Source organism: Caballeronia sp. NCF2, assembly GCF_023631205.1.
Lineage (GTDB): Bacteria > Pseudomonadota > Gammaproteobacteria > Burkholderiales > Burkholderiaceae > Caballeronia > Caballeronia zhejiangensis.
The window spans coordinates 40715-62667 of sequence record NZ_JALQDN010000050.1; the positions used below are offsets into that span (position 1 = coordinate 40715).

Annotated in this window: 23 protein-coding genes; 17 read left to right on the top strand and 6 right to left on the bottom strand. The window is 64.6% G+C overall.

What is annotated here, in order from left to right; genetic code table 11:
• Window positions 1-324: 324 nt before the first annotated feature.
• Window positions 325-1068 (top strand): response regulator transcription factor, encoded by a 744-nt coding sequence (locus NCS02_RS16595; protein ID WP_008353569.1) that lies wholly within the window; start codon window positions 325-327, stop codon window positions 1066-1068.
• 64 nt (window positions 1069-1132) lie between these two features.
• Here the strand turns inward: NCS02_RS16595 and NCS02_RS16600 are convergent, their stop codons facing one another.
• Window positions 1133-2038, bottom strand: coding sequence for a dihydrodipicolinate synthase family protein (locus NCS02_RS16600; protein ID WP_250519893.1), 906 nt, complete (start codon window positions 2036-2038; stop codon window positions 1133-1135).
• Between the two features lie 212 nt (window positions 2039-2250).
• Between NCS02_RS16600 and NCS02_RS16605 the strand changes: the two genes are divergently transcribed.
• The 6 genes from NCS02_RS16605 (at window position 2251) to NCS02_RS16630 (ending at window position 7468) form a co-directional block, all read left to right on the top strand.
• Window positions 2251-3183: a 4-hydroxyproline epimerase gene (locus NCS02_RS16605; RefSeq protein WP_250519894.1), complete on the top strand. Its 933-nt coding sequence runs from the start codon at window positions 2251-2253 to the stop codon at window positions 3181-3183.
• Complete coding sequence (locus tag NCS02_RS16610) at window positions 3180-4319, top strand: NAD(P)/FAD-dependent oxidoreductase (RefSeq protein ID WP_250502917.1); 1140 nt, start codon at window positions 3180-3182, stop codon at window positions 4317-4319. Before NCS02_RS16605 ends, NCS02_RS16610 begins: the two co-directional genes overlap by 4 nt.
• Window positions 4312-4560 (top strand): 2Fe-2S iron-sulfur cluster-binding protein, encoded by a 249-nt coding sequence (locus NCS02_RS16615; RefSeq protein ID WP_008353563.1) that lies wholly within the window; start codon window positions 4312-4314, stop codon window positions 4558-4560. The genes NCS02_RS16610 and NCS02_RS16615 overlap by 8 nt, the downstream gene beginning before the upstream one ends.
• Window positions 4557-5828 (top strand): NAD(P)/FAD-dependent oxidoreductase, encoded by a 1272-nt coding sequence (locus tag NCS02_RS16620; protein ID WP_250502918.1) that lies wholly within the window; start codon window positions 4557-4559, stop codon window positions 5826-5828. The genes NCS02_RS16615 and NCS02_RS16620 overlap by 4 nt, the downstream gene beginning before the upstream one ends.
• An 85-nt stretch (window positions 5829-5913) precedes the next feature.
• Window positions 5914-6708, top strand: a complete 795-nt coding sequence (locus NCS02_RS16625; RefSeq protein WP_008353561.1) for an AraC family transcriptional regulator — start codon at window positions 5914-5916, stop codon at window positions 6706-6708.
• Window positions 6709-7057: 349 nt separating this feature from the next.
• Complete coding sequence (locus NCS02_RS16630; RefSeq protein WP_051079069.1) at window positions 7058-7468, top strand: response regulator; 411 nt, start codon at window positions 7058-7060, stop codon at window positions 7466-7468.
• Between the two features lie 41 nt (window positions 7469-7509).
• On the opposite strand, the gene NCS02_RS16635 is transcribed toward NCS02_RS16630, so the two are convergent.
• Window positions 7510-7680 carry a hypothetical protein gene (locus tag NCS02_RS16635; protein WP_008353559.1) on the bottom strand — a complete coding sequence of 57 codons (171 nt, stop codon included), beginning with the start codon at window positions 7678-7680 and terminating at the stop codon, window positions 7510-7512.
• 149 nt (window positions 7681-7829) lie between these two features.
• On the opposite strand from NCS02_RS16635, the gene NCS02_RS16640 reads away from it, so the two are divergent.
• The 3 genes from NCS02_RS16640 (at window position 7830) to NCS02_RS16650 (ending at window position 12059) form a co-directional block, all read left to right on the top strand.
• Window positions 7830-8501, top strand: coding sequence for a glutathione S-transferase (locus NCS02_RS16640; RefSeq protein WP_250440545.1), 672 nt, complete (start codon window positions 7830-7832; stop codon window positions 8499-8501).
• A gap of 78 nt (window positions 8502-8579) precedes the next feature.
• The gene (locus NCS02_RS16645; RefSeq protein WP_008353556.1) at window positions 8580-10217 is read left to right on the top strand and encodes an ATP-binding domain-containing protein; all 1638 of its coding nucleotides are present in this window, start codon (window positions 8580-8582) and stop codon (window positions 10215-10217) included.
• A gap of 3 nt (window positions 10218-10220) precedes the next feature.
• Complete coding sequence (locus NCS02_RS16650) at window positions 10221-12059, top strand: ATP-binding response regulator (RefSeq protein ID WP_008353554.1); 1839 nt, start codon at window positions 10221-10223, stop codon at window positions 12057-12059.
• Here NCS02_RS16650 and NCS02_RS16655 read toward each other — a convergent pair.
• Together NCS02_RS16655 and NCS02_RS16660 are read right to left on the bottom strand one after the other, a co-directional pair.
• A complete protein-coding gene (locus tag NCS02_RS16655) occupies window positions 12056-12910 on the bottom strand; it encodes a helix-turn-helix domain-containing protein (RefSeq protein ID WP_008353552.1) in 855 nt (284 codons plus the stop codon). The genes NCS02_RS16650 and NCS02_RS16655 overlap by 4 nt on opposite strands.
• A 158-nt stretch (window positions 12911-13068) precedes the next feature.
• Complete coding sequence (locus tag NCS02_RS16660; protein ID WP_033536125.1) at window positions 13069-13338, bottom strand: hypothetical protein; 270 nt, start codon at window positions 13336-13338, stop codon at window positions 13069-13071.
• A 196-nt stretch (window positions 13339-13534) separates the two neighbouring features.
• On the opposite strand from NCS02_RS16660, the gene NCS02_RS16665 reads away from it, so the two are divergent.
• Window positions 13535-13699, top strand: coding sequence for a hypothetical protein (locus tag NCS02_RS16665; RefSeq protein ID WP_160172889.1), 165 nt, complete (start codon window positions 13535-13537; stop codon window positions 13697-13699).
• Window positions 13700-13781: 82 nt separating this feature from the next.
• On the opposite strand, the gene NCS02_RS16670 is transcribed toward NCS02_RS16665, so the two are convergent.
• Window positions 13782-15266: a Fic family protein gene (locus tag NCS02_RS16670; protein ID WP_250523238.1), complete on the bottom strand. Its 1485-nt coding sequence runs from the start codon at window positions 15264-15266 to the stop codon at window positions 13782-13784.
• Between the two features lie 217 nt (window positions 15267-15483).
• Between NCS02_RS16670 and NCS02_RS16675 the strand changes: the two genes are divergently transcribed.
• The 4 genes from NCS02_RS16675 to lra1 are packed head-to-tail and all read left to right on the top strand — an operon-like array spanning window position 15484 to window position 19588.
• A complete protein-coding gene (locus NCS02_RS16675) occupies window positions 15484-16245 on the top strand; it encodes an SDR family oxidoreductase (protein ID WP_250435683.1) in 762 nt (253 codons plus the stop codon).
• 22 nt (window positions 16246-16267) lie between these two features.
• Entirely contained in the window at window positions 16268-17587 is a 1320-nt protein-coding gene (locus NCS02_RS16680; protein ID WP_008353546.1) for an MFS transporter, read from the top strand.
• Window positions 17588-17616: 29 nt separating this feature from the next.
• Window positions 17617-18795: an L-rhamnonate dehydratase gene (gene rhmD, locus NCS02_RS16685; RefSeq protein WP_008353545.1), complete on the top strand. Its 1179-nt coding sequence runs from the start codon at window positions 17617-17619 to the stop codon at window positions 18793-18795.
• A 10-nt stretch (window positions 18796-18805) separates the two neighbouring features.
• A complete protein-coding gene (gene lra1 / locus NCS02_RS16690) occupies window positions 18806-19588 on the top strand; it encodes an L-rhamnose 1-dehydrogenase Lra1 (RefSeq protein WP_008353544.1) in 783 nt (260 codons plus the stop codon).
• On the opposite strand, the gene NCS02_RS16695 is transcribed toward lra1, so the two are convergent.
• Window positions 19582-20550 carry a LysR family transcriptional regulator gene (locus NCS02_RS16695; protein ID WP_008353543.1) on the bottom strand — a complete coding sequence of 323 codons (969 nt, stop codon included), beginning with the start codon at window positions 20548-20550 and terminating at the stop codon, window positions 19582-19584. The two genes, lra1 and NCS02_RS16695, sit on opposite strands and share 7 nt — an antisense overlap.
• Window positions 20551-20713: 163 nt before the next feature.
• Here NCS02_RS16695 and rhaM point away from each other — a divergent pair, with 163 nt between their 5' ends.
• Entirely contained in the window at window positions 20714-21028 is a 315-nt protein-coding gene (gene rhaM / locus NCS02_RS16700; protein WP_250502921.1) for an L-rhamnose mutarotase, read from the top strand.
• A gap of 31 nt (window positions 21029-21059) precedes the next feature.
• Window positions 21060-21944: an amidohydrolase family protein gene (locus NCS02_RS16705; protein ID WP_008353541.1), complete on the top strand. Its 885-nt coding sequence runs from the start codon at window positions 21060-21062 to the stop codon at window positions 21942-21944.
• Window positions 21945-21953: the final 9 nt, after the last annotated feature.

A 21953-nucleotide genomic window follows, 5' to 3' on the forward strand; every position in this document is an offset into this window, starting at 1 on the left:
GGCGCAGCTTGCTACGCGACGTCTCGGTAAAACGGCGGAAGCGGGAACTTTTGAGCCAAACACGGCATGTTACAGGATGAAAGCGCTCGCAAAAGCGAAAACCCGTTCTAATTTCGAGATGGTTGCGCGCATCAGACGCCGCCCGTTCCGGGCGCTAGGCAGTCACATGCGTTGACAATTCGGATGAGTCCGATGGGAAAGGGTCGCATCGCTGCCCAGAATTCGCAGCTTGTAAATCCCCGTCTCATCCCGCGACGAGACGCCCGGCGGGCGCCGCAAAACGGCCTCCGCTTCATGTCCCTTGGACTCATCAGGTAAGACACTATGCGCGTCGCCGTTTTGCAAACCGACCCCAGTTATCGAAATCTCATCAGCGATGTCGTCAAACGACTCGGCCACACTTGCGTGACTTTCGGCGATGGCCTCGTGCTGTCGAAGGCGCTGTCCCGCTCCACGGTCGATCTGCTGATTCTCGACTGGAATTCCACGGGCCTCTGCGGCCTCGATCTGCTGAAATCCGTGCGCTCGAGCTTCGGCGAACGCGTGCCGGTCATGTTCGCGACGCCGGACGGCGCCGAACACAACGTTGTCTGCGCGCTCACCGCCGGCGCGGACGATTTCGTCGTGTATCCGATCCGCCCGGGCGAGTTCGGCGCGCGCGTCGAAGCGCTCTTGCGCCGCGCGTATCCCGCGACGTCGAGCGCATGCCTCGAAGTCGGGCCGTATCGTTTCGACGCACGCCAGCAAACCGTCACCGTGCGCGGCAAGCCGGTGCAGTTGAGCGGCACGCAATTCCGTCTCGCGCAGCTTTTCTTCTCGAACATCGGCCGCGTGCTGTCGCGCGATCATATTTTCGCGATGGTCTGGGGACGCGAGTTCCGCGAAACGACCCGCACGATCGACAGCCACGTTTCGCGCCTGCGTCTCGCGCTGGAAATCGAGCCGGTCAACAACTTCCGCCTGCAGCCGGTGTACAAGAGCGGTTACCGTCTGCTACATCTCTACGATGAAGGCGCGGATTCGGATGGCGGTCTCACCGATCCCGCGCCTGCGCAGATCGCGGCCTGAAGCCCATCAAAAAGCAAATGCCGCCGGTTGACAAACCGGCGGCATTTTTCATTTCGCGCGCGTCTTAAAGCGCCGGCAATGCGGGGCGCGTCTCGATGCTCCGGCGAATCAGCGTTTCGACTTCCTTGCGCTCATCGCCGGCGAGCGGCAGGCGCGGCGGACGCACCGGCTCCGTGCCCAGACCGACGATCGCCTCGGCGAGCTTGATGTTCTGCACGAGCTTGTGCGACACGTCGAGCGCGAGCAGCGGCGCGAACCAGCGATAGATCGCGCGCGCTTCCTCGACACGCCCCGCGCGAATCAGCTTGCTGATCGCGACCGTTTCGCGCGGGAACGCGCACACGAGACCCGCGACCCAGCCGTGCGCGCCCATCAGCATCGCTTCCATCGCGAGATTGTCGACGCCGCAAAAAATCGCATAGCGGTCGCCTGTTTCGTTGATGAGATCGGTGATGCGGCGCACGTCGCCGCTCGATTCCTTGATCGCCGCGAACTTCTTGTCTTCGGCAAGTTCGGCGAACATCTTCGGCGTGACATCGACGCCATAAGCGAGCGGATTGTTGTAGACCATCAGCGGCAGCGGACTGGCATCGGCGACCGTGCGGAAATGATTGAGCGTCTCGCGCCGGTCCGACAGATAACGCAAACCCGGCAGCACCATATAGCCCGCCGCACCGTGGCGCGCGGCGCGCTCGGCCTGGCGGCAGCCGTCGAACGTGCTGTTCTCGGCGATCGTCAGGAGCACCGGCACGCGGCCGCGTGCGGCGTCCACGGCGATGTCGAGCACGTCGAGCTTTTCGTCCAGCGATAACGTCGATGCTTCGCCGAGCGAGCCGCACACGATGATGCCGTCCACGCCCGCTTCGATCTGCGCGTCGATGTTCTTCGCGGTCCACGCACGGTCTATGCTGAAATCGGCGTTGAACTTGGTGGTCACGGCGGGCATCACGCCTTCCCAGATATGCGTCACGGCGGCTCTCCGAAATTGATTGGACGGTACGCAGTGTAAGCACCGAAAAATCAGGCGTCTTGCGTGATTCGCGCGCGCCGCGTGCCGATTTCGGCATAGCCGTTTCGCACCGCGAAAAGCCCCACCGGACGATCTTCGATTATGCCGATTTCGTCATCCAAACCGTCCAGCCGCGTCAAGACGCCCGGCGTACGCGTTTCTACGATAGCGGCATGAAAACCATCGACATCATCGACTCGCATACGGGCGGCGAACCGACGCGCCTCGTGATCGCGGGCGGCCCCGATCTGGGCAACGGCACACTCGTGGAACGGCTCGACGCGTTTCGCACGCGCTTCGATGACTGGCGCCGCGCCATCGTCACGGAGCCACGCGGCTCGGACGTGATGGTCGGCGCGTTGCTCTGCGAACCGGACGATCCCGCTGCCGCGGCGGGCGTCATCTTCTTCAACAACGTCGGCTATCTCGGCATGTGCGGGCACGGCACGATCGGGCTCGTCGCGTCGCTCGCCCATGCGGGCAGGATCGCGCCGGGGCGGCATCGGATCGATACGCCCGTCGGGCCCGTCGATGCGACGCTGCACGAGAACGGCAGCGTCAGCGTGCGCAACGTGCCGGCGTATCGGCATCGGCGGGCGGTATCGGTCGATGTGCCCGGCCACGGCACGCTCACCGGCGACGTCGCGTGGGGCGGCAACTGGTTCTTTCTCGTCGCGGATCACGGTCGCGAACTGGTGCCCGCGCGCATCGCCGAGCTGACCGCGTTCACCGAGGCGATCCGCGATGCCTTGCATGCGCAGGGCATCACCGGCGCGGACGGCGCGTTCATCGACCATATCGAACTGTTCGCGAATTCGCCCGTCGCCGGCGTCGACAGCCGCAATTTCGTGCTGTGTCCGGGCAGCGCCTACGACCGTTCGCCGTGCGGCACCGGAACGAGCGCCAAGCTCGCGTGCCTCGCGGCGGACGACGCGCTCGCGCCGGGCGACATCTGGCGCCAGGAGAGCATCATCGGCAGCGTGTTCGAGGGCAGTTACGCGCTCGACGGCGACGCGCTGATCCCGACGATCACCGGTTACGCGCACGTCATGTGCGAAGGACGGCTCGTGTTCGACGCGCGCGATCCGTTCATCAAAGGCATATGACGGCGGACGTGATCGTCGTCGGCGGCGGGATTGTCGGGGCGGCGTGCGCAGCCGAGCTTGCCGCGCGCGGCATGACGGTCGATGTGCTCGACGCGGGCGGCATCGGCGGCGGCGCGACGGCGGCGGGCATGGGCCATATCGTCGTGATGAACGATTCGCCCGCCGAATTCGCGCTGGCGCGGGCTTCGCGCGAACTGTGGCTCGCGCTCGGCCCGCAACTGCGCGAGCGCGATGCGTTCTCGCGCTGCGGCACGCTCTGGATCGCCGAAGACGACGAGGAACTCGACGCCGCGCGCGCGATGCGCGACGCATTCGCCGCGGCGGGCGTGCGCGCGCATATGGTCGACCGCGCCGCGCTGCGCGAATCCGAGCCGTCGGTGAGCCACGCGATGCAAGGCGGCCTGCTCATCGACGACGACGCGATCGTCTACGCGCCCGCCGCCGCGCAATGGCTGCTGGCGAGCTCGACGCGCATTCGCGTATCGACCGGCTGCGCGGTGCATTCCGTCGATGCCGCCGGCGCGCACGCGCGCGTCACGCTCGCGAATGGTGAACGACGAACGGCTGCGCACGTGGTCATCGCCAACGGGCTCGCCGCGCCGGATCTGATCGCGGGCCTGCCGCTCGAAGCGAAGAAGGGGCATCTGCTCATCACCGATCGTTATCCGGGCACGGTTCGTCATCAGGTGCTGGAGCTCGGCTATATCAAGAGCGCGCATCACGCGCGCGGCACGTCGGTCGCGTTCAATGCGCAGCCGCGTCCGACCGGGCAAGTGCTGATCGGGTCGTCGCGTCAATTCGGCACGCTCGATCCCGCCGTCGAAATGAACGTGCTCACGATGATGCTCGCGCGCGCGACGCGCTATCTGCCGGGAATCGGCGGGCTCGATGCGATTCGGGCGTGGACCGGTTTTCGCGCCGCCACGCCCGACGGCTTGCCGCTGATCGGACCGGCGCGTTTCCCCGGCGACCGGCTGTGGCTCGCGGCGGGTCACGAAGGGCTCGGCGTGACGACGTCGCTCGGCACCGCGAAACTCCTCGTCGCGCAGATGCTCGGCGAGCCGCTTGCATTCGATATGCCCGACATGAACGCTTTCTGCCCGCAACGATTCGCGCCGGAGCACGCCGATGGCTGAGCGCGTGCGCGTCATCATCGACGGCGAATCGCTCGACGTGCCCGCGTTCGCGACCGTCGCGGCCGCGATCGCGATGCGGGGCATTCGTGGCACGCGGCGCTCTGTCACCGGCGAGCCGCGCGCCGCGCTGTGCGGCATGGGCGTGTGTCACGAATGCCGCGTGACGGTCGATGGCCGCGCGCATGTGCTCGGCTGTCAGACGCTTTGCCGCGACGGCCTGTCGATCGAGACGACGCGATGAACATCGAACGAGTGGACATCGCGATCGTCGGCGCGGGACCGGCGGGCTTGAGCGCGGCGCGAATGGCGGCGCGAGCGGGCGGGCGCGTCGCGCTCATCGACGACAATCCGCGCGCTGGCGGCCAGATCTGGCGGCAAGGTCCGACGCAAGCGCCCGCCGCGCCATTGCGCCAATGGCTCGACGAAACGCGCTCGCACGCGAAGCTGATCGTGATGAACTCGACGAAGGTCGCGGCAGCGCCCGGCGACAAACGGCTGCTGCTCGAACGCGACGGCGCGCCGCTCGTGCTCGCGTATTCGAAGCTCATCCTCGCGACCGGCGCGCGCGAGCGGCTGCTTCCTTTCGACGGCTGGACCTTGCCCGGCGTGACCGGTGCAGGCGGCTTGCAGGCGCTCGTCAAAGGCGGCATGCCGGTGCCTGGCGAGCGCATCGTCGTGGCGGGCAGCGGGCCGCTGTTGCTCGCCGCCGCCGATACCGCGCGTCGTCACGGTGCGCGCGTCGTCGCGGTCGTCGAACAGGCGCCGTTCGCGCGGGTCGCACGATTCGTCGCGTCGCTGGCGCTGACGCCGGGAAAGCTGGCGCAGGCCGTCGCGCTCGGCGTCGCGTGTTACCGGACGGGCAGCGTCGTCGTGAAGGCGCATGGAAGCGCGCGCGTGGAGGCGGTCACGATCCGCACGCGCGGGCGCGATGAAACGCTCGAAGCGGATCGCATCGCGTGCGGTTTCGGACTCGTGCCGAACACGACGCTCGCGCTCGCACTCGGCTGCTTGACGGATGAACGCGACGGCGCGATCCACGTCGACGGCGCCCAGCGAACCTCTCAGCGAGACGTATTCGCGGCGGGCGAATGCGCGGGCATCGGCGGGATGGAACTCGCGCGCGTCGAAGGCGCGATCGCGGCGCAGGCGGCGCTCGGCGTCGCCATCGATGCGCGTTTGGTGCGCGAACGCGATCGCTGGCGTGCCTTCGCGCGACGCGTCGCACGTACGTTCGAACTCGGCGCCGACGCCCGCGCGATGCCATCGCCGGATACGTTGCTGTGCCGCTGCGAGGATGTTTCAATCGGCGAAGTCGCCGCGCACGCGAGCTGGCGCGATGCCAAATTGCAGACGCGTTGCGGCATGGGGCCGTGTCAGGGGCGCATCTGCGGCGAGGCGGCGTCGGTCCTGTTCGGATGGCCGCGTGCGGTGGCGCGTCCGCCGTTCGCGCCGGTTTGCATCGACACGCTGATCGCTGCGGGCGAACTGACCGAAACGCGTCATTTCTAGTGGGGCCAGCGCCAATTTTGTCCGCGTATTGGCGCTCCTATAATCGGTCGCCAGAATCCACCGAGCGCAACCGACACCCGCACGCATGACGATCGCACCACCTCCGGCATCGACGCTCGCCGACATGCTCGCGCATTTCGCGCTGCTCGCGCCGGTCTTCGACGCGATGCCCGACATCGTGTTCTTCGTGAAGGATCGCGAGGCGCGCTATGCGATGGTCAATCGCACGCTCGCGCGCCGCTGCGGTCACAAGGACGACAAATCCGCGCTGCTCGGCAAGACCGCCGAGGACGTATTCCCGCGTCGCTTCGGGCGCATCTACACGGCGCAGGATCAGGCGATCATCGCGCAGGGACATCAGCTGATCGATCAGCTCGAACTGCATCTGTATCCGGGGCGCGAGCCCGGCTGGTGCATGACGTGCAAGCAGCCGCTGCACGATACGCAGGGACATATCGTCGGGCTCGCGGGCATTTCGCGGGATCTGCAAGCGGCCGAAGGCACGCATCCCGCGTACAGCCGGCTCGCGGCGGTCGTGCAGCACATTCAGGAAAATTACGTGCAGCCGCTCAACATGCGGCAGCTCGCGCAGATGGCGAACATGTCCATCGCGCAACTGGAGCGCTACTTTCACAAGGTCTTTCATCTGACGCCGCGCCAGGTGCTGTTGAAAACGCGGCTCGACGCGGCCACTGCGCTCCTCGTCTCGCAGGAGAAAGTCACCGATGTCGCCGCGCTGTGCGGGTACACCGATCACAGCGCCTTCACGCGCCAGTTCAAGGCGACGGTCGGCCTCACGCCGAGCGAATATCGCGCGCTGCTGCAGGCGGGCACGTCGAGCGCCTCGCGCCCCGATTCCATCCGCGAGACAAACGTCTGATGGGAAAACAGGGCACGGCCGATGCCGGAATTACACGATCGTGCGCGTGTGACGAGCGTTTGGGCGAGGCGGATCGGCCGGGAGGCCCGCGCGACGCGGCGCTTGCGGCGAAAGATGCAAACCGGTCCGGTTTTTGCTCTTTTAGGCACGCTGCAACCGGGCGATTTTTCGCGTCGGCGCAGTCACAAACCGCGAGGCGTTCCGCACCGGCGTACGCGCGGCATAAAAAACGGTGCGTTCGGAATTCCCGCCGCGTTCTCGTGTCAATCAGTGCGCGCTACCGCGCGCGCGGCGGAAAGAGCTGGAGACCGACGCGAGAATTCCGTTTTTGGCAGTAGAAAAGAACATCATGAACGAAGTGGCAAGACTGGGGCATATGCGGATCGTCCTCATCGAAGACGATCCCGAGAGCAGAGCGTCGCTGCAGACGTTGCTGGAAGAAGAGGGTGCCGAAGTCATCGCCGTAGCCGACGCCGAAGACGGCGCGCAAGCGGCGATCGAGCATCTTCCGGATGCGGTGATCTGCGATCTCGACCTTCCCGAGATGGACGGTTTCTACCTCGTCCAACGTTTGCGGGATCACGAAATACGCGGAAATCTGCCGCCGTCCGTGGCGATCGCGCTGACGGGGCACGGCGGCGAGGAATACCGATTACGCAGCATCGGCGAAGGCTTTCAGCATTTCATGACGAAGCCGGTGCATCCCGACGAACTCGTCACGCTGATCCAGGACGCGGCTCGGGCCCGTGTGGTGATGTGATGTGAGTCGCGCGGGCCGCCATCGACGGCGGCCCGGAACGCCTAGGACCGGTCGCGGTTGCGCGCCCGCGTCGCGCCCGTGATGACGGCGATGCCCAGCATGATGACGGCCACGATCATGATCGTGTGCTGCGAGACGTGCATCGCCACGAGCGCCCACGACACGCCGCCAATGAAAATCAGCCAGCCTACGAGATAAATGATCAGCGTCATCGACTTCTCCTTTTTCGTTGTGTGTTAGAAATCGTTGCGCGGCCTTCATCGAAGGGCCGTATGCTTTCGACGCCCGGCCGCGCATCAGTTCGCTGGATGCAAGTGGCGTACCGCGAGCGGCATCGTCGAATATGAAGAAGAGTCCAGGCATGCTGACCGTTCATCATCTCAACAATTCCCGCTCGCAGCGCGTGCTGTGGATGCTCGAAGAACTCGGCGTCGAATACGAGCTGAAGCGCTATCAGCGCGACCCGCGCACGATGCTCGCGCCTGCCGAGTTGCGCGCGGTGCATCCGCTCGGCAAATCGCCCGTCGTGACCGTCGATGGCCTCACGCTCGCCGAGTCGGGCGCGGTCATCGAATATCTCGTCGAACGGTACGGCGAAGGCCGTTTCGCGCCGCCGCCCGGCACGACGCCCGAACGCGTGCGCTACAACTACTGGATGCATTACGCCGAAGGCTCCGCGATGCCGCCGCTCCTGCTCAAGCTCGTCGCGCGGCGGCTGGAGAGCGCGAAAATGCCGTTCTTCGCTAAGCCGATCGCAAGGCGCATCGCGCAGACGATGCAGAGCAGTTTCATCGATCCGCAACTGCGTCTGCATTTCGGCTATATCGATGCCGAACTGGCAAAGTCGCCGTGGTTCGCCGGCGATTCGTTCACCGCCGCCGACGTTCAAATGAGCTTTCCCCTCGAAGCCGGCAGCGCCCGCGCGGGCGCGAAGTCGATGCCGCATATCCGCGCCTTTCTCGAACGCATTCACGCGCGTCCGGCATATCAGCGCGCGCTCGAAAAAGGCGGCCGATACGATTACGCAAGCTAGCCATCCGGCCTATTGCGGGAACGGTAAGCGCGTTGCGTACAATGACTCGGACGCAATCACTCAGCCCAAAGGCGACGCATGGCCCGAATCGTTCCCGACGACTGGAAGAACCTCGAAGCGACCGGCGCGGCGGCGCGCGAACTCGAAACGCTCGCGCGCCTCGAAAAGCTGCCCGACGACTACACGGTCTATCACGGCGTGCACTGGACTCGCGTCAACGAAGGATTTTCGGTCTTCGGCGAAGCGGATTTCGTAGTCGTCGCGCCGTCCGGCCGCGTGCTGATGATCGAGCAGAAGGCCGGTTTTCTGCGCGAGACGGGGCAAGGTCTCGTCAAGGTCTATTTGCAGAAAGAGCGCAACGTCGCCATTCAGCTCGCGCGCACGCTGGAGAACCTGCATCGGCGGTTCACGGCGGCGTTCGGCGCGGGCACGTACCGGATCGAGGAACTGCTTTACTGCCCCGATTACACCGTCAAGAACACGGCCATCGCGGGCGTGTCGCCGGCGCGCATCGTCGATGCGAGCCGCAAGTCGCAGCTTGCGCGCGTCGTGCTCGAAATCCTGCCGCCGGACGAGCCGCGCTTCGAATCGGCGGCGCGCATCCATCATTTTCTCGCCGACGAACTTTCGCTCACGCCCGATACCAACGCGCTCGTCGGTGCGGCGAACACGCTCGTCACGCGTCTGTCGGGCGGGCTCGCGACGTGGGCGCGGCGGCTCGAATTCGAACCGTTCCGTCTTCGCGTGATCGCGACCGCGGGCGCGGGCAAGACGCAACTCGCCGTGCGCGTGATGCGCGACGCGCTCGCGCAGGGCAAGAGCGTGCTCTACGTGTGCTTCAACCGGCCGCTCGCCGACCATATCCGTGCGATCGCACCGAAAGAGGCGAAGATCGCGAATTACCATCAGTTGAGCGCGGCCGTCGCGCGCGATGCGGGCAGTCCGCCCGACTTCAGTCAGCCGAATGTCTTCGCGACGCTCGAAGATCGCTTCGCCGCCGTGCCCGTGCCCGAGCAATGGAAGACCGATGTGCTCATCGTCGATGAAGGCCAGGATTTTCAGGCGGCGTGGGTCGAGGCGCTCGAACGTCTGCTGAATCCTGAAGGCGCGTGGTGGTGGCTCGAAGATCCGATGCAGAACCTGTATTTGCGCGAGCCGGTGCCGCTGCCGGGCTGGACGATCCTGCGCGAAACGACGAACTATCGCAGCCCGCGCGATCTGCTCGGTTTCATCCGCAAGGTCGTCGGGCCAGATGTGCGGCTCGATGCGGGCAGTCCCTTCGACGGCTCCGACGTGAGCGTTTCGACCTACGCCGACGGGCATCCCGAGGAAATCATCGAGGCGACCAAGCGCGCGATCACCCACGCGTTGTCGCTCGGCTTTCGCAAGCAGGACATCGCGGTGCTGTCGTTCCGGGGCCGCGAGGGTTCGGCGCTCACTGCCGTCGATCACCTCGGCCCGCATCGGCTGCGCGCCTTCACCGGAACGTACGATCTGTTCGGCAACCCGGAGTATCGCGAGGGAGACGTACTGCTCGAATCGATCTATCGCTTCAAGGGGCAATCGGCGCCCTGCGTGATTCTCACCGAAGTCGATTTCGACGCGCTCGACGAGCAGGCCGCGCGCAAGATCTTCGTCGGCGCGACGCGGGCGACGATGAAGCTGATCGTCGTCGCGTCCGAGCGCGCGGCCCGGGCGATCGAAGCCTTGCAATAGCGGATGGCCGTCATCCGCACCGAATCCCCGTTGCGCGCACACGCCGCGCGACCCTGGTTTCGCCGGCTCTGGTATGCGGCGCTGATCGCGCTCGCGGTCGCGCCGCCGATCGGCGCGGTCGGCTACATGCTGTATTCGGGTCTGGTCGCGCGCGAGACGCATCGGCTCGTTCTGCCTTACGACGTGTACTGGGACGCGGCGCAGTTTCAGATCGCGTACGCGCGCTTCGAAAATCACGTTCTGCTGTATCGCAATGGCATCGACGAGGACGCGGGGGGCGTGCGCGCGAGCTATCGGCTGCTGCGGGCGCGGCTCAGGCAGGTGTCGGAATCGGCGGGTGTGTCGGACGATCATCAGGCGCTGCTGAACCGGCAGCGCGAGATTCTGCGTCAGTTGCAAACGGCGCTCGATTCCATTCAAGGCGATATCGACGGATTGCAGAGCGAGCACCAGCGCACCCTGCGTGTGATCGGCGTATTGCGGCAGAACGCGCCCGTCGTCGCGGAACTGGCGGGCGGGCGTCGGCTGATGGATGTCGCGGAGCGCGAGGCGATCGTGCGCGATTTCGAGGCGAAGCGCCGCTATCTGATTTACGGCGGCGTGCTGCTCGGCCTGCTCTCGGCGGCGGCGACGATCCTGCTGCTCTTGAACGGCTATCGGCGCACGCGCCTTATCGAACAGCAGCGCGCGGCGCTGGCGGCGGAGCATCAGGCGACGCGCGCGGCGCGCGAGGCGGGCGTCGCGAAAGACACGTTCCTCGGCATGATCAGCCACGAGCTGCGCACGCCGCTGCATGCGATCGTCTCGTCGGTCGAATTGCTCGGGCTGAACGCGCGCGGCGACGCCGACCGCAAGATCATGCAGCGTCTGGAAGCGGGCGCGCGTCATCTCGAAGCGCAGATGCGCGATCTGACCGATTACGCGCGTCTCGGCGCGGGCAAGCTCGAACTGCGCATGGCCGTTTTCGATCCGGTCGAATTGCTCGAATCCATCGTCGATGCGAACACACCCGCCGCGAGCGCGAAGGGCCTGGCGTTGCGCGGCGATTATGCGGGCGAGCGCGGCCCGATCGAATCCGATCCGCATCGGGTGCGGCAGATCGTGACGAATCTCGTGACCAACGCGATCAAGTACACCGAAGCGGGTTCCATCGACGTGCATTTCGCGCGCACGGAGAAGCGCCTCGACATCTCCGTGATCGATACGGGGCCGGGCATTTCCCGCGAGCAGTTGCCGCTCATCTTCCAGGAATTCACGCAGCTCGATTCATCGAGCACGCGGCGTTTCGACGGCGCGGGAATGGGCCTCGCGGTCGTGCGCGGGCTGGTCGAGCTGCTTGGCGGGAAGATCGAGGTTTCGAGCGAAGTCGGGCAGGGCGCGGCGTTTCGCGTGAGCCTGCCGGCGGTCGCGGCGCGTCATGTGCCCCGGCGTGAGCCGGAAGCCGATGCGCCCGAGTTGCGCAAGTCGCGCGTGCTCGTGATCGACGACCACGAGTCGATCCGCGATTCTCTGATCGAAATGCTCACGCATCTCGGCTATTACGCGGTCGCGCTGCCGGATGTCGACAGCGCGCTCGCGTGGCTGCGCGCGAACGACGCCGACGTGATCCTCGCGGACCTGCATATGCCGGGCAAGGACGGCTATTCGTTCGCGAACGAGTATCGTGCGCGCAGTGCGCCCGGCGCGAGCGTGCCGATCATCGCGGTGAGCGCGTACGCGCCCGAACTGGTGGATCCGAGCGCGGCCGTGCTGTTCTTCGACTATCTGCTGAAGCCGGTGCGCTACGAGGTGCTGAAGGGCGCGGTGCATCGCGCGGTGACGGTGCGCCGGCGCGTCAGCTAATTGCGCATCAGCCGCTTGGAGAGATCGGCGACGAGAATGCCGAGCCTCGCGGGCTTCTCGAAACACGTCGCGTTGTAGTCGCGGATGACCTGGCTGATTTCCGATTCGCTCGCCTTGCCCGTGGTGAGCTCGCCCGTCAGCACGAAAACCGGCGCGTCCGGATTGTCCGACTCGCGCACCGCGCGGATCGCATCCGCCGACGTATGCACGCCGAACAGCCAGTCGATCACGACGGCATCGAACACTTGCGTCTGCAGCGCTTCGAGGAACGCGTCGAGGCCGTAGAAGGCCATCGCCGCGAATCCGGTGGCTTCGAGATAGTCGTGCAGATTGTCGGCCGAGGCGTGATCGTCGTCGACCACGGCGATGATGGGTTTGTCGGTATCCGGCCGGCGCGGCTGGATTTCGATCTTGTGGACGTCGCTGGCTTCGTGCAGCAGCACGCCTTCGTGCTTGGTGACGATCCAGCGATTGTTGAGTTTCTGCGCGATGAAATCCGGACGGCTGCCCGCATCGAGCGCGTTGCCGACCCACGCCATGCAGGGAATTTCCACCGAACCGAGCTTGAGCACGGCGTCGTGCGCGGTGCCTTCGGTTTCGTCGGGGCGCGTGTTGATCGAATCGAAGAGCTTGAGCGCGGGTTCGTCGAAGGCATCGGCGACGCGGCGAATCTGCGCGAGCGTCCACGGACTGTTCCCGCGCAGCTTCCGGTGGCCCTGCGAAAAGCTCAGGTCGAGAATGCGGCACAGCTCCGCTGTCTGCTGTCGCTTTCCGATGCCGTGACGGCCCATGAGTTCGCGCACGCGTTCAGCGACGGCGAGGGATTCCGATGAAGACGTTTCAGTGACCATACAGCCAGTCGGATGCGTGAGAGTGGGACCGCGAGGGGCGTGAATCGGCGCGGGCCGGGCAGCCCATGCGCGGCCGATCCGACATTGTAAATGGCGCAGGTCCGCGCGCTCAAAATTGTCTCGATGGAACTCATTGATTCTAGTGATGAAACATTCCGCTACGCGAGCGCCGATGCTAGCTCGCGCGTCGGCTTCGACATGGCGGGAATCTCGTCGAGCAAGGTCGAAAGCTGGCTTTCGGCATCGCGTCCGCTGAATTCGCGCAAGGTCGCGAGCAACGTCCGCCACGGCGCGGGCCAGCGGGTTTCGCGCACGCAGCGGCCATTCGCGTCGGTGATCCGCAGCAGCGTGGTGTCGGGGAAGTAGGTCAGCGTGACGGGCATTCCGTCCAGTACGCAGGTAGCGGTGCAGGCTTTCGGTGTGAACATGCTTTTCCAGGTTGATTCGGTGTCGGGATCGACGGCTGGTGCATATAGCAACGGCCGTGCCTGGCACCACGATCCGGTGCGAATACGCACGCTCATCAAATCAAACAGGGTGAAAGTTCGCGAACATTGAACGGAGTATTGTCGATTTTCACGACAATTGGCGGCTTTACGCGGGATACACTGCGAGCATCATCGAATGGAGGTTGCCGTGCTCGTTGCTGCTTTCGTCATTTGCCCGCTCGGCGTGGCCGCGCTTTTCGGATTCGCGCTTTTTGCCGATAAGCATTTCAAGGATTCGGTCGCCATGCCGCGCGGCCACGTTTCCGGGATGGAAAGGCCCGAGCGCCGGCAAACGCACTGAGGGGCGAGGGAATCGAGATTTCTACACGCCCAACGAGATATTTTGATTTTCGATGGATTTTTGGCGTTTGACTCGAGAAATCTTAACTTTCCGGGTCTGCCGCCCTGCTTGCGAACGCACCGTGCACCACTTCCTCGATTCGGTCGAGTACGGGGCGAGGAAGGTGCTGATACTGCTTCCTGCGATGCGCCGACAGGACCCCCTTGTTCGACTGAACCATCCGAATGAGCGCTGAAAGATCCTTTCGCGGCAAGTCGAACTCGTCGTTCAGTTGCGCAAAAGCGGCGTCGTAGCCCTGAAGCCACGCGATCTCGCGCGGAATTTCCTCGCGCACGGCCTCCTTGATCATCGCGTGCAAAAACGCGACTTCACGATCGGCGTTGAAGAACCGGTACGCGCGGCTCGAAGGCGCACTCAGTACGAGCGGCTCCGTATCGACGCGACGGTAATTCCATAGTCGCGTGACCGGGCGCGAGAACGCCGTCAGCACGGCGTGGTAAGCCGGAATGTTTCGCTCCATCACAGCCGACACCGGAATCACGGTATCCGCGCCTAGCACGCCCGAGCGCGCAAGCACGTGCTGGATGAGAAATCGATGCAGCCGGCCGTTGCCATCGAAGAACGGATGCAGATAAACGAAGCCGAAGGCCGCGCAGGCGGCCTTCACGAGCACATCGGGGCACCGTTTCCGATCGTTGACGAAGGCTTCCCAATCGGTCATCACGCGTCGAAGATCGTCAACCGGCGCGGGAAAGAAGTCGATCCGGCCCGCAGCGTCCTCCAGCCAGTTTTGTCTCGTCCGATACGACGCTTCCTGGCTATACACGTCCCGCACGATCACGTTTTGCAACTGCACCAGCCATTCTTCGTCGATCTTCGCAGGCTCGCCCGCGCGCTTCAGAAGCTGCACAAAACGCTCTTGCTTGTCGGAGCTGGGGGTTTCGGATTCGATCGCGTAGCTGCCGCGCGTCTCCGATAAATACAGAAAAGCGAGCGCGCGCTTGTACAGATCGGGGTCCTGCATCGCGTCGAGCGCGCTTTGCGCTTCCTGAAGCAGGTCTCTCAAGGGCGGATCGTCCGGAATCGCGGCGCGGTGCACGACCGGACAAAACCACGGCGTGCCCGGCGCGTTATTGCGCACGCGGTAGCGAGGCGAATTCACGGGCTGCGGCGCCGTGTAATAGACATCGGGCGCAAAGAGGTCGACGTAACCGCCGCGGACGCTCACGCCCGCATCCAGTGCCTTGCCGGTCAGCCATTCCCACAGGAAACAGGCGCGGCGAATCTGCTCGCCGGAAGGCGTCGCGCGCAGACGGGCGATGAGTTCTTCCGGCTCGATATGCTCGAACGCGGCATCGATAATCTCGAGATTCACGCCTTCGTGGCGTAGCGCGAACTCCAGATGACCGACGGGCGTATCGTCGAACGCCACGCTGTTTGGAAACAGGATATGGCTCTCGCTGTCGACGCGCCGGTTTACCGACGAACTGGCGTACGCCAGCCTCCGCGGCGGCGTTACGCGCAGTTCGCCAATGGCGATGAGTCGGGAATAACCGATCGGTGTCATCGAGATTTCTTAACGTTTATCGAGAAATTATAACTTTAGGCGCGTTTCCGCGATTCGTATCGAGAAATCTTAACCCCCGCCCGCTTCGACTCCGCCACCGATCCGCTTTTGCTATCGAACGATCGCCCTTTCGAATTGTTGCGCTATTGCCGCCGGACTATAGTGCCTCTCACGGCATGACCATCCAAAGCAACGAACAACGAAAGGAGACACATCCATGAACCGTATCGACCTGGCGAACCGCGTCGTGATCGTCACGGGCGGCGCGCGTGGCATCGGCCTCGCTGTGGCGGAACGCGCGCTGCAGTCCGGCGCCGAGGTATCGCTCTGGGATGTCGACGGCGAGCGCCTCGCCCGCACGAGCGCCGAGCTCGCGGCAAAGTACAGGGAGCGCAAAGTCAGCGACGCGGTCGTCGAACTGACCGAAGAATCCTCCGTCGATGCAGCCGTGAACAAGGCGCTGGCGGCGCACGGCAAGATCGACGTGCTCGTCAACAACGCGGGCATCACCGGTGGCAACGGCACGACCTGGGAACTCGCGCCCGACGTATGGCGGCGCGTGATCGATGTCAATCTGATCGGGCCGTACCTGACGTGCCGCGCCGTCGTGCCTCACATGCTGAAGTCGGGCTACGGGCGCATCGTCAATGTCGCGTCGATCGCGGGCAAGGAGGGCAATCCGAACGCGTCGCACTACAGCGCGTCGAAGGCCGGGTTGATCGGGCTCACGAAATCGCTCGGCAAGGAACTCGCGGGCAAGAACATCCTCGTGAACGCCGTCACGCCCGCCGCTGCCAAGACCGAAATCTTCGATTCGATGTCGCAGCAGCACATCGACTACATGCTCTCCAAAATTCCGATGAACCGCTTCCTGATGCCGGAAGAAGCTGCGTCGCTGATTCTGTGGCTCGCGTCCGAGGACTGCGCGTTCAGCACCGGCGCGGTGTTCGATCTGTCGGGCGGACGCGCGACGTACTGAAACGCATCATCGGGAGACTCACATGAACCATTCCGCACAGGCGGAAGGCGCGGTCACGTCGCGTGTCATGCGCCGGCTGCTGCCGTTTCTGCTGCTCATGTACGTGCTCGCGTTTCTGGACCGCGCGAATATCGGCTTTGCTCAAAAGGCGCTGCAGCAGGACACCGGCCTCACGAACGCCGCGTTCGCCTTCGGCGCGGGCGTGTTTTTCGTCGGCTATGCGATTTTCGAAGTGCCGAGCAATCTGCTGTTGCATCGCGTTGGCGCAAAGCTGTGGATGTGCCGGATCATGGTGACGTGGGGCCTCGTCTCCGCGGCGATGGCCTTCGCGCATAACGCCACGACGTTCTATACCCTGCGCTTCCTGCTCGGCGTGGCGGAGGCGGGCTTCTTTCCCGGCATCGTCTATTACCTCACGCGCTGGTTTCCGCAATCGTCGCGCGCGCGTGCGCTCGGCGTGTTCTATTTCGGCGCGCCGCTCGCGTTCATCTTCGGCGCGCCGCTGTCCGGTCTGCTGCTCGATCTGCACGGCGCGTTCGGCCTGAAAGGGTGGCAATGGCTCTTTCTGGTCGAAGGACTGCTCGCGTCGATCGTCGGCGTGTGGGCGTTCTGGTATCTCGACGACGATCCCGCGAAAGCCCGCTGGCTTACGCCCGATCAGCGCGCGCTGCTCGCCAGCCGCCTCGACGACGATGCGCGCGCGGCGTCGTCGCACGGACCGCGCAGTGTGCTCGCGTCGCTCGTCGATCCGCGCGTGCTCGTGCTCTGTTGCGTGTACTTCCTGATTCAGGCGGCGGTGTACGGCGTCGTGTTCTATCTGCCGCAACAGGTGTCGGCGCTGCTCGGCACGAAAGTCGGATTTCGCGTGGGACTGGTGACGGCGCTGCCGTGGATGGCCGCCGTGATCGTGACGTGGATCGTGCCGCGCTACGCCGATCGCACCGGCCGGCATCGCGTGTGCGCGGTCGCGCTGCTCGCGATGTCGGGCGTCGCGATCGCCGTGTCGGGCATCGCGGGATCGCCGGTCGTGTCGCTGATCGCGCTGTGCTGCGCGGCGAGCGGCTTCATCGCCGCGCAACCGCTCTTCTGGACCTTTCCGACGCGTTATCTCACGGGCGCGGCCGCCGCGGCGGGCATCGCGCTCATCAATTCGCTGGGCGGACTCGGCGGCTTCTTTGCGCCGATGGCCCGCACCGCCGCCGAAGCCGCGTTCCATTCGGCGAGCGCGGGGCTGATGGTGCTGGCGGGCGCGAGCGTGCTCGCGGCGCTTGTCATCGTCGTGCTGGTGCGCGTGCCCGAACGTCATTCGATTACGCGCGGCGAAACCGCCAGCGCATCCTGAACAGAAAGAACCGAGAAGGAGACGAACACATGTCCATGCCGACGATCAAGCAAGTACGCGCTTTCACCGTTCGCGGCGGCGGCGCCGATTACCACGATCAGGGCGCCGATCACTGGATCGACGATCACATCGCCACGCCGATGGCCCGCTATCCCGAATATCGCGCGAGCCGCCAGTCGTTCGGGCTGAACGTGCTCGGCTCGCTCGTCGTCGAGATCGAAGCGAGCGACGGCACCGTCGGCTTCGCGGTGACGACGGGCGGCGAGATCGGCGCGTTCATCGTCGAGAAGCATCTGGCGCGCTTTCTCGAAGGCCAGCGCGTGACCGACATCGAAAAGATGTGGGATCAGATGTACAACGCGACGCTTTATTACGGGCGCAAGGGCATCGTGCTCAACGCGATTTCGGGCGTCGATCTTGCGCTGTGGGATTTGCTCGCGAAGGTGCGCCGTGAGCCGGTGTTCCATCTGCTCGGCGGACCGGTGCGCGACGAGCTGCAGTTCTATGCGACCGGCGCGCGTCCGGATCTCGCGAAGGAGATGGGTTTCATCGGCGGCAAGATGCCCTTGCAGCACGGCCCGGCGGAAGGCGAGGAAGGGCTGCACAAGAACATTGCGAAGCTCGCGGACATGCGCGCGAAAGTCGGCGACGATTTCTGGCTGATGTTCGATTGCTGGATGAGCCTCGATCTCAACTACGCGAAGCGCCTCGCGAACGCGGCGCGCGAGCACGGCCTGAAGTGGATCGAAGAAGCGCTGCCGCCCGACGACTACTGGGGCTATGCCGAACTGCGCCGTTCCGTGCCGGGCGGCATGATGGTGACGACCGGCGAGCACGAAGCGACGCGCTGGGGCTTTCGCATGCTGTTCGAAATGGGTTGCGCGGATCTCGTGCAGCCGGATGTCGGCTGGTGCGGCGGCATCACGGAGCTCATCAAGATTTCGGCGCTCGCGGACGCGCACAACGTGCTCGTCGTGCCGCACGGTTCGTCGGTGTACAGCTATCACTTCGTCGTGACGCGTCATAACTCGCCGTTCGCCGAGTTTCTGATGATGGCGCCCAAGGCCGATCAGGTCGTGCCGATGTTTACGCCCTTGCTGCTCGACGAACCCGTGCCGGTCAACGGCCGCATGAAGGTGCCGGAGACGCCGGGCTTCGGCGTGCGGCTGAATCCGGAATGCGCGTTGACGCGGCCTTACACACACTGAGGGGCATCGCATGTTGCTGGAGAACAAGGTCGTCGTAGTGACGGGCGGCTCGCGCGGCATCGGCCGTGCGATCGCGCTCGCGAGCGCGCGCGAAGGCGCGGACGTCGCGATTAACTACTGGCGCGACAACGACACGTCTTACGGGAAGGCGTCGGCGGTGGAATCGATCGTCGGCGAGATCGAGGCGCTCGGGCGGCGCGCGATCGCGGTCGAAGGCAACGTCGCCGAGCGCGAAACCGGCATCGAACTGATCCGGCGCACGGTGGAAGCGTTCGGGCGCGTCGATGTGCTGTCGAGCAACGCGGGCATCTGTCCGTTTCACGCGTTCCTCGACATGCCGGCTTCTGTCTATGAAACCACGGTCGCCGTGAATCTGAACGGCGCGTTCTACGTCACGCAGGCCGCCGCGAACCAGATGAAAGCGCAGGGCACGGGCGGTGCGATCGTCGCGACGAGTTCGATCAGCGCGCTCGTCGGCGGCGGCATGCAGACGCATTACACGCCGACCAAGGCGGGCGTGCATTCGCTGATGCAATCCTGCGCGATCGCGTTGGGACCGTACGGCATCCGCTGCAATTCGGTGATGCCCGGCACGATCGCGACGGACCTCAACGCCGACGATCTCTCGAACGAGGACAAGCGCGCCTACATGGAAAAACGCATCCCGCTCGGACGTCTCGGCGCACCGGACGATGTCGCGCAGTGCGTCGTGTTTCTGGCTTCGGATCGGGCGCGCTATGTGACGGGCGCGTCCTTGCTCGTCGATGGCGGGCTGTTCGTGAACCTTCAGTGACGCGACGACGCCGAGTACTTGCGCAACAACGCGATGAAGTACTCGGCCGGTTCGCTCAAGGTTTCGAACTTGCGCCGCAACAAGCCGAATCCGGACAGGCTCTTGCCGATCTCGATCGGCAGTTCGATCAGCAATTGCGCGCGCAGATAGTCGCGCACGACTGATTCCGGCAGCATCGCGACGGCTTCGCTGTTTTGCAGCAGTTGCAGCGTCGCGAAGATCGACGCGCATTCGACGATATCGGCGGGCGTCGTCAGCCCGGCGCGCGCGAGTTCGTCTTCGAAGAGGCCGCGCGCGGGACTCGTGATCGGTTGCAGAATCCAGGGCCAGCCGACGAGCGTTTGCAGCTCGAGCGAAGCCTTGTCCGCCAACGGATGCCCCGCGCGCACGACAAGCCGCATCGCTTCGCGCGCGAGCGGCTCGAAGTCGAAATCGTTGTGCTGCAACGGCGTGGTGAGGCGTCCGAGCGCGAGGTCGACTTCGCGGCGATGCAGCAATTGCACGACCTGATCGCTCGTCTCGCCGAGAATGCGCACGTTCAGTAGCGGACGTTCGGATTTCAATTCGGTGACGGCCATCGCCAGCACGTCGGGCGCTGCGCCCATGATCGCGCCGACCGTCAGTTGACCGTGACCGCCGCGGCGCTTGGCGTCGAGATCGTCGGCGAAGCGCGTCAGGTCCGCGAGCGAGCGGCGCGCGTAAGCGAGCGCGGCGGTGCCGAGCGGCGTCGGCTGCATGCCGCGTGCATTGCGCTCGAAGAGCAGAAAGCCGAATGCTTCCTCGATGTCGGCGAGCATACGGCTCGCGCTCGGCTGCGCGACGTTGATCGCGTCGGCGGCCTGATGCAGATTGCGCGCGTCGTCGAGCGCGACGAGAAGGGCGAGATGCTTGAACTTCAGCCGATTGACGAGCGCGATCGGTGAAAGGCTGGACGACACACTTTGGGACACGTTCTGGTTCATTCGACAGTCCGCTCGAAACCGCGCGATGATACGGCGCAGCGATACGTTTTTGCGATCGGCCAATCCTGCAATCGGATTGTCGTGTTATCGGTCGGCGAATTATAGTCGCAGCACGACAAGTCCCGAACACAGGGATTCACCAAACATAAAAAGGCGGTCCGCCATGGAGACAGTGGCATTTCGCATGACCCTCAAGCCGGGCATGCGCGAGGAATACGAGAAGCGTCATCGCGAGATATGGCCGGAACTGGCCGATGCGTTGCGCGCCGCCGGAATCCGCGATTACCGGATCTTTCTGGACGACTCGAACGGGCATCTCTTCGCCATTTATCAGCGCACCGACACGCACACGACCGATGTGTTGCCGACGCTGCCCATCATGCGCAAGTGGTGGAACCTCATGGCCGAGTTGATGGACACGCACGCGGACAATTCGCCCGTGACGACGCCGCTCGTGCCGGTCTTTCATCTTCCCTGAAACGTTCGCCTCTTTCGCGAGGAACGCCATCATGCAGGTCGTCGATCCGCACATTCATTTGTGGGACTTGAAGACGCATCATTACCCGTGGCTTGCGAATCCGCAGACGTCGTTCGTCGGCGATGCGCGCGACTTGCAGCACGACTATCTGCTCACCGATCTGCTGCGCGATGCCGAAGACATCGAAGTGCTGAAGCTCGTGCACGTCGATGCAAATCACGATCCCGCCGATCCCGTCGAGGAAACGCGCTGGCTTCAATCGATCGCGGATATCGAAGGCATGCCGAACGGCATCGTCGCGGGCGCGGATCTGTCGGCGGATAACGCGCAGCAAGTGCTCGAAGCGCATGCGGCGTTCGCCAATACGCGCGGCATCCGCCAGATTCTCAACGTGCATGACAGCAAGCTCTACGACTACGTCGGGCGTCATTACATGCGCGAGCCGCAATGGCGCAGGCACTTCGGCTTGCTCAAGCGCTTCGGCATGTCGTTCGATCTGCAGCTTTATCCATCGCAGATGGAAGAGGCGGCGCAACTCGCGCGCGAGCATGCGGATACGCAATTCATCGTCAATCATGCGGGCATGTTCGTGGATCGCGCATCGACGCAAGGTTATCGCGCGTGGCGCGACGGCATGCGCTTGCTGGCCGCTTGCCCGAACGTCGCGGTGAAGCTGAGCGGCTTTGCGATGTTCGATCACGGCTGGACTATCGAAAGCCTGCGTCCTTACGTGCACGAGACGATCGATGCGTTCGGCGTCGAGCGCGCGATGTTCGCATCGAACTTTCCGGTGGATCGGCTGTTCGGCACGTACACGGCGTTGTGGAACGCGTATGCGCGCATCGTCGCCGACGCGAGCGACAGCGAGAAAGCAGCGCTCTTCGTGCGCAACGCGGAACGCATCTACCGCATCTGAGGAAAACGA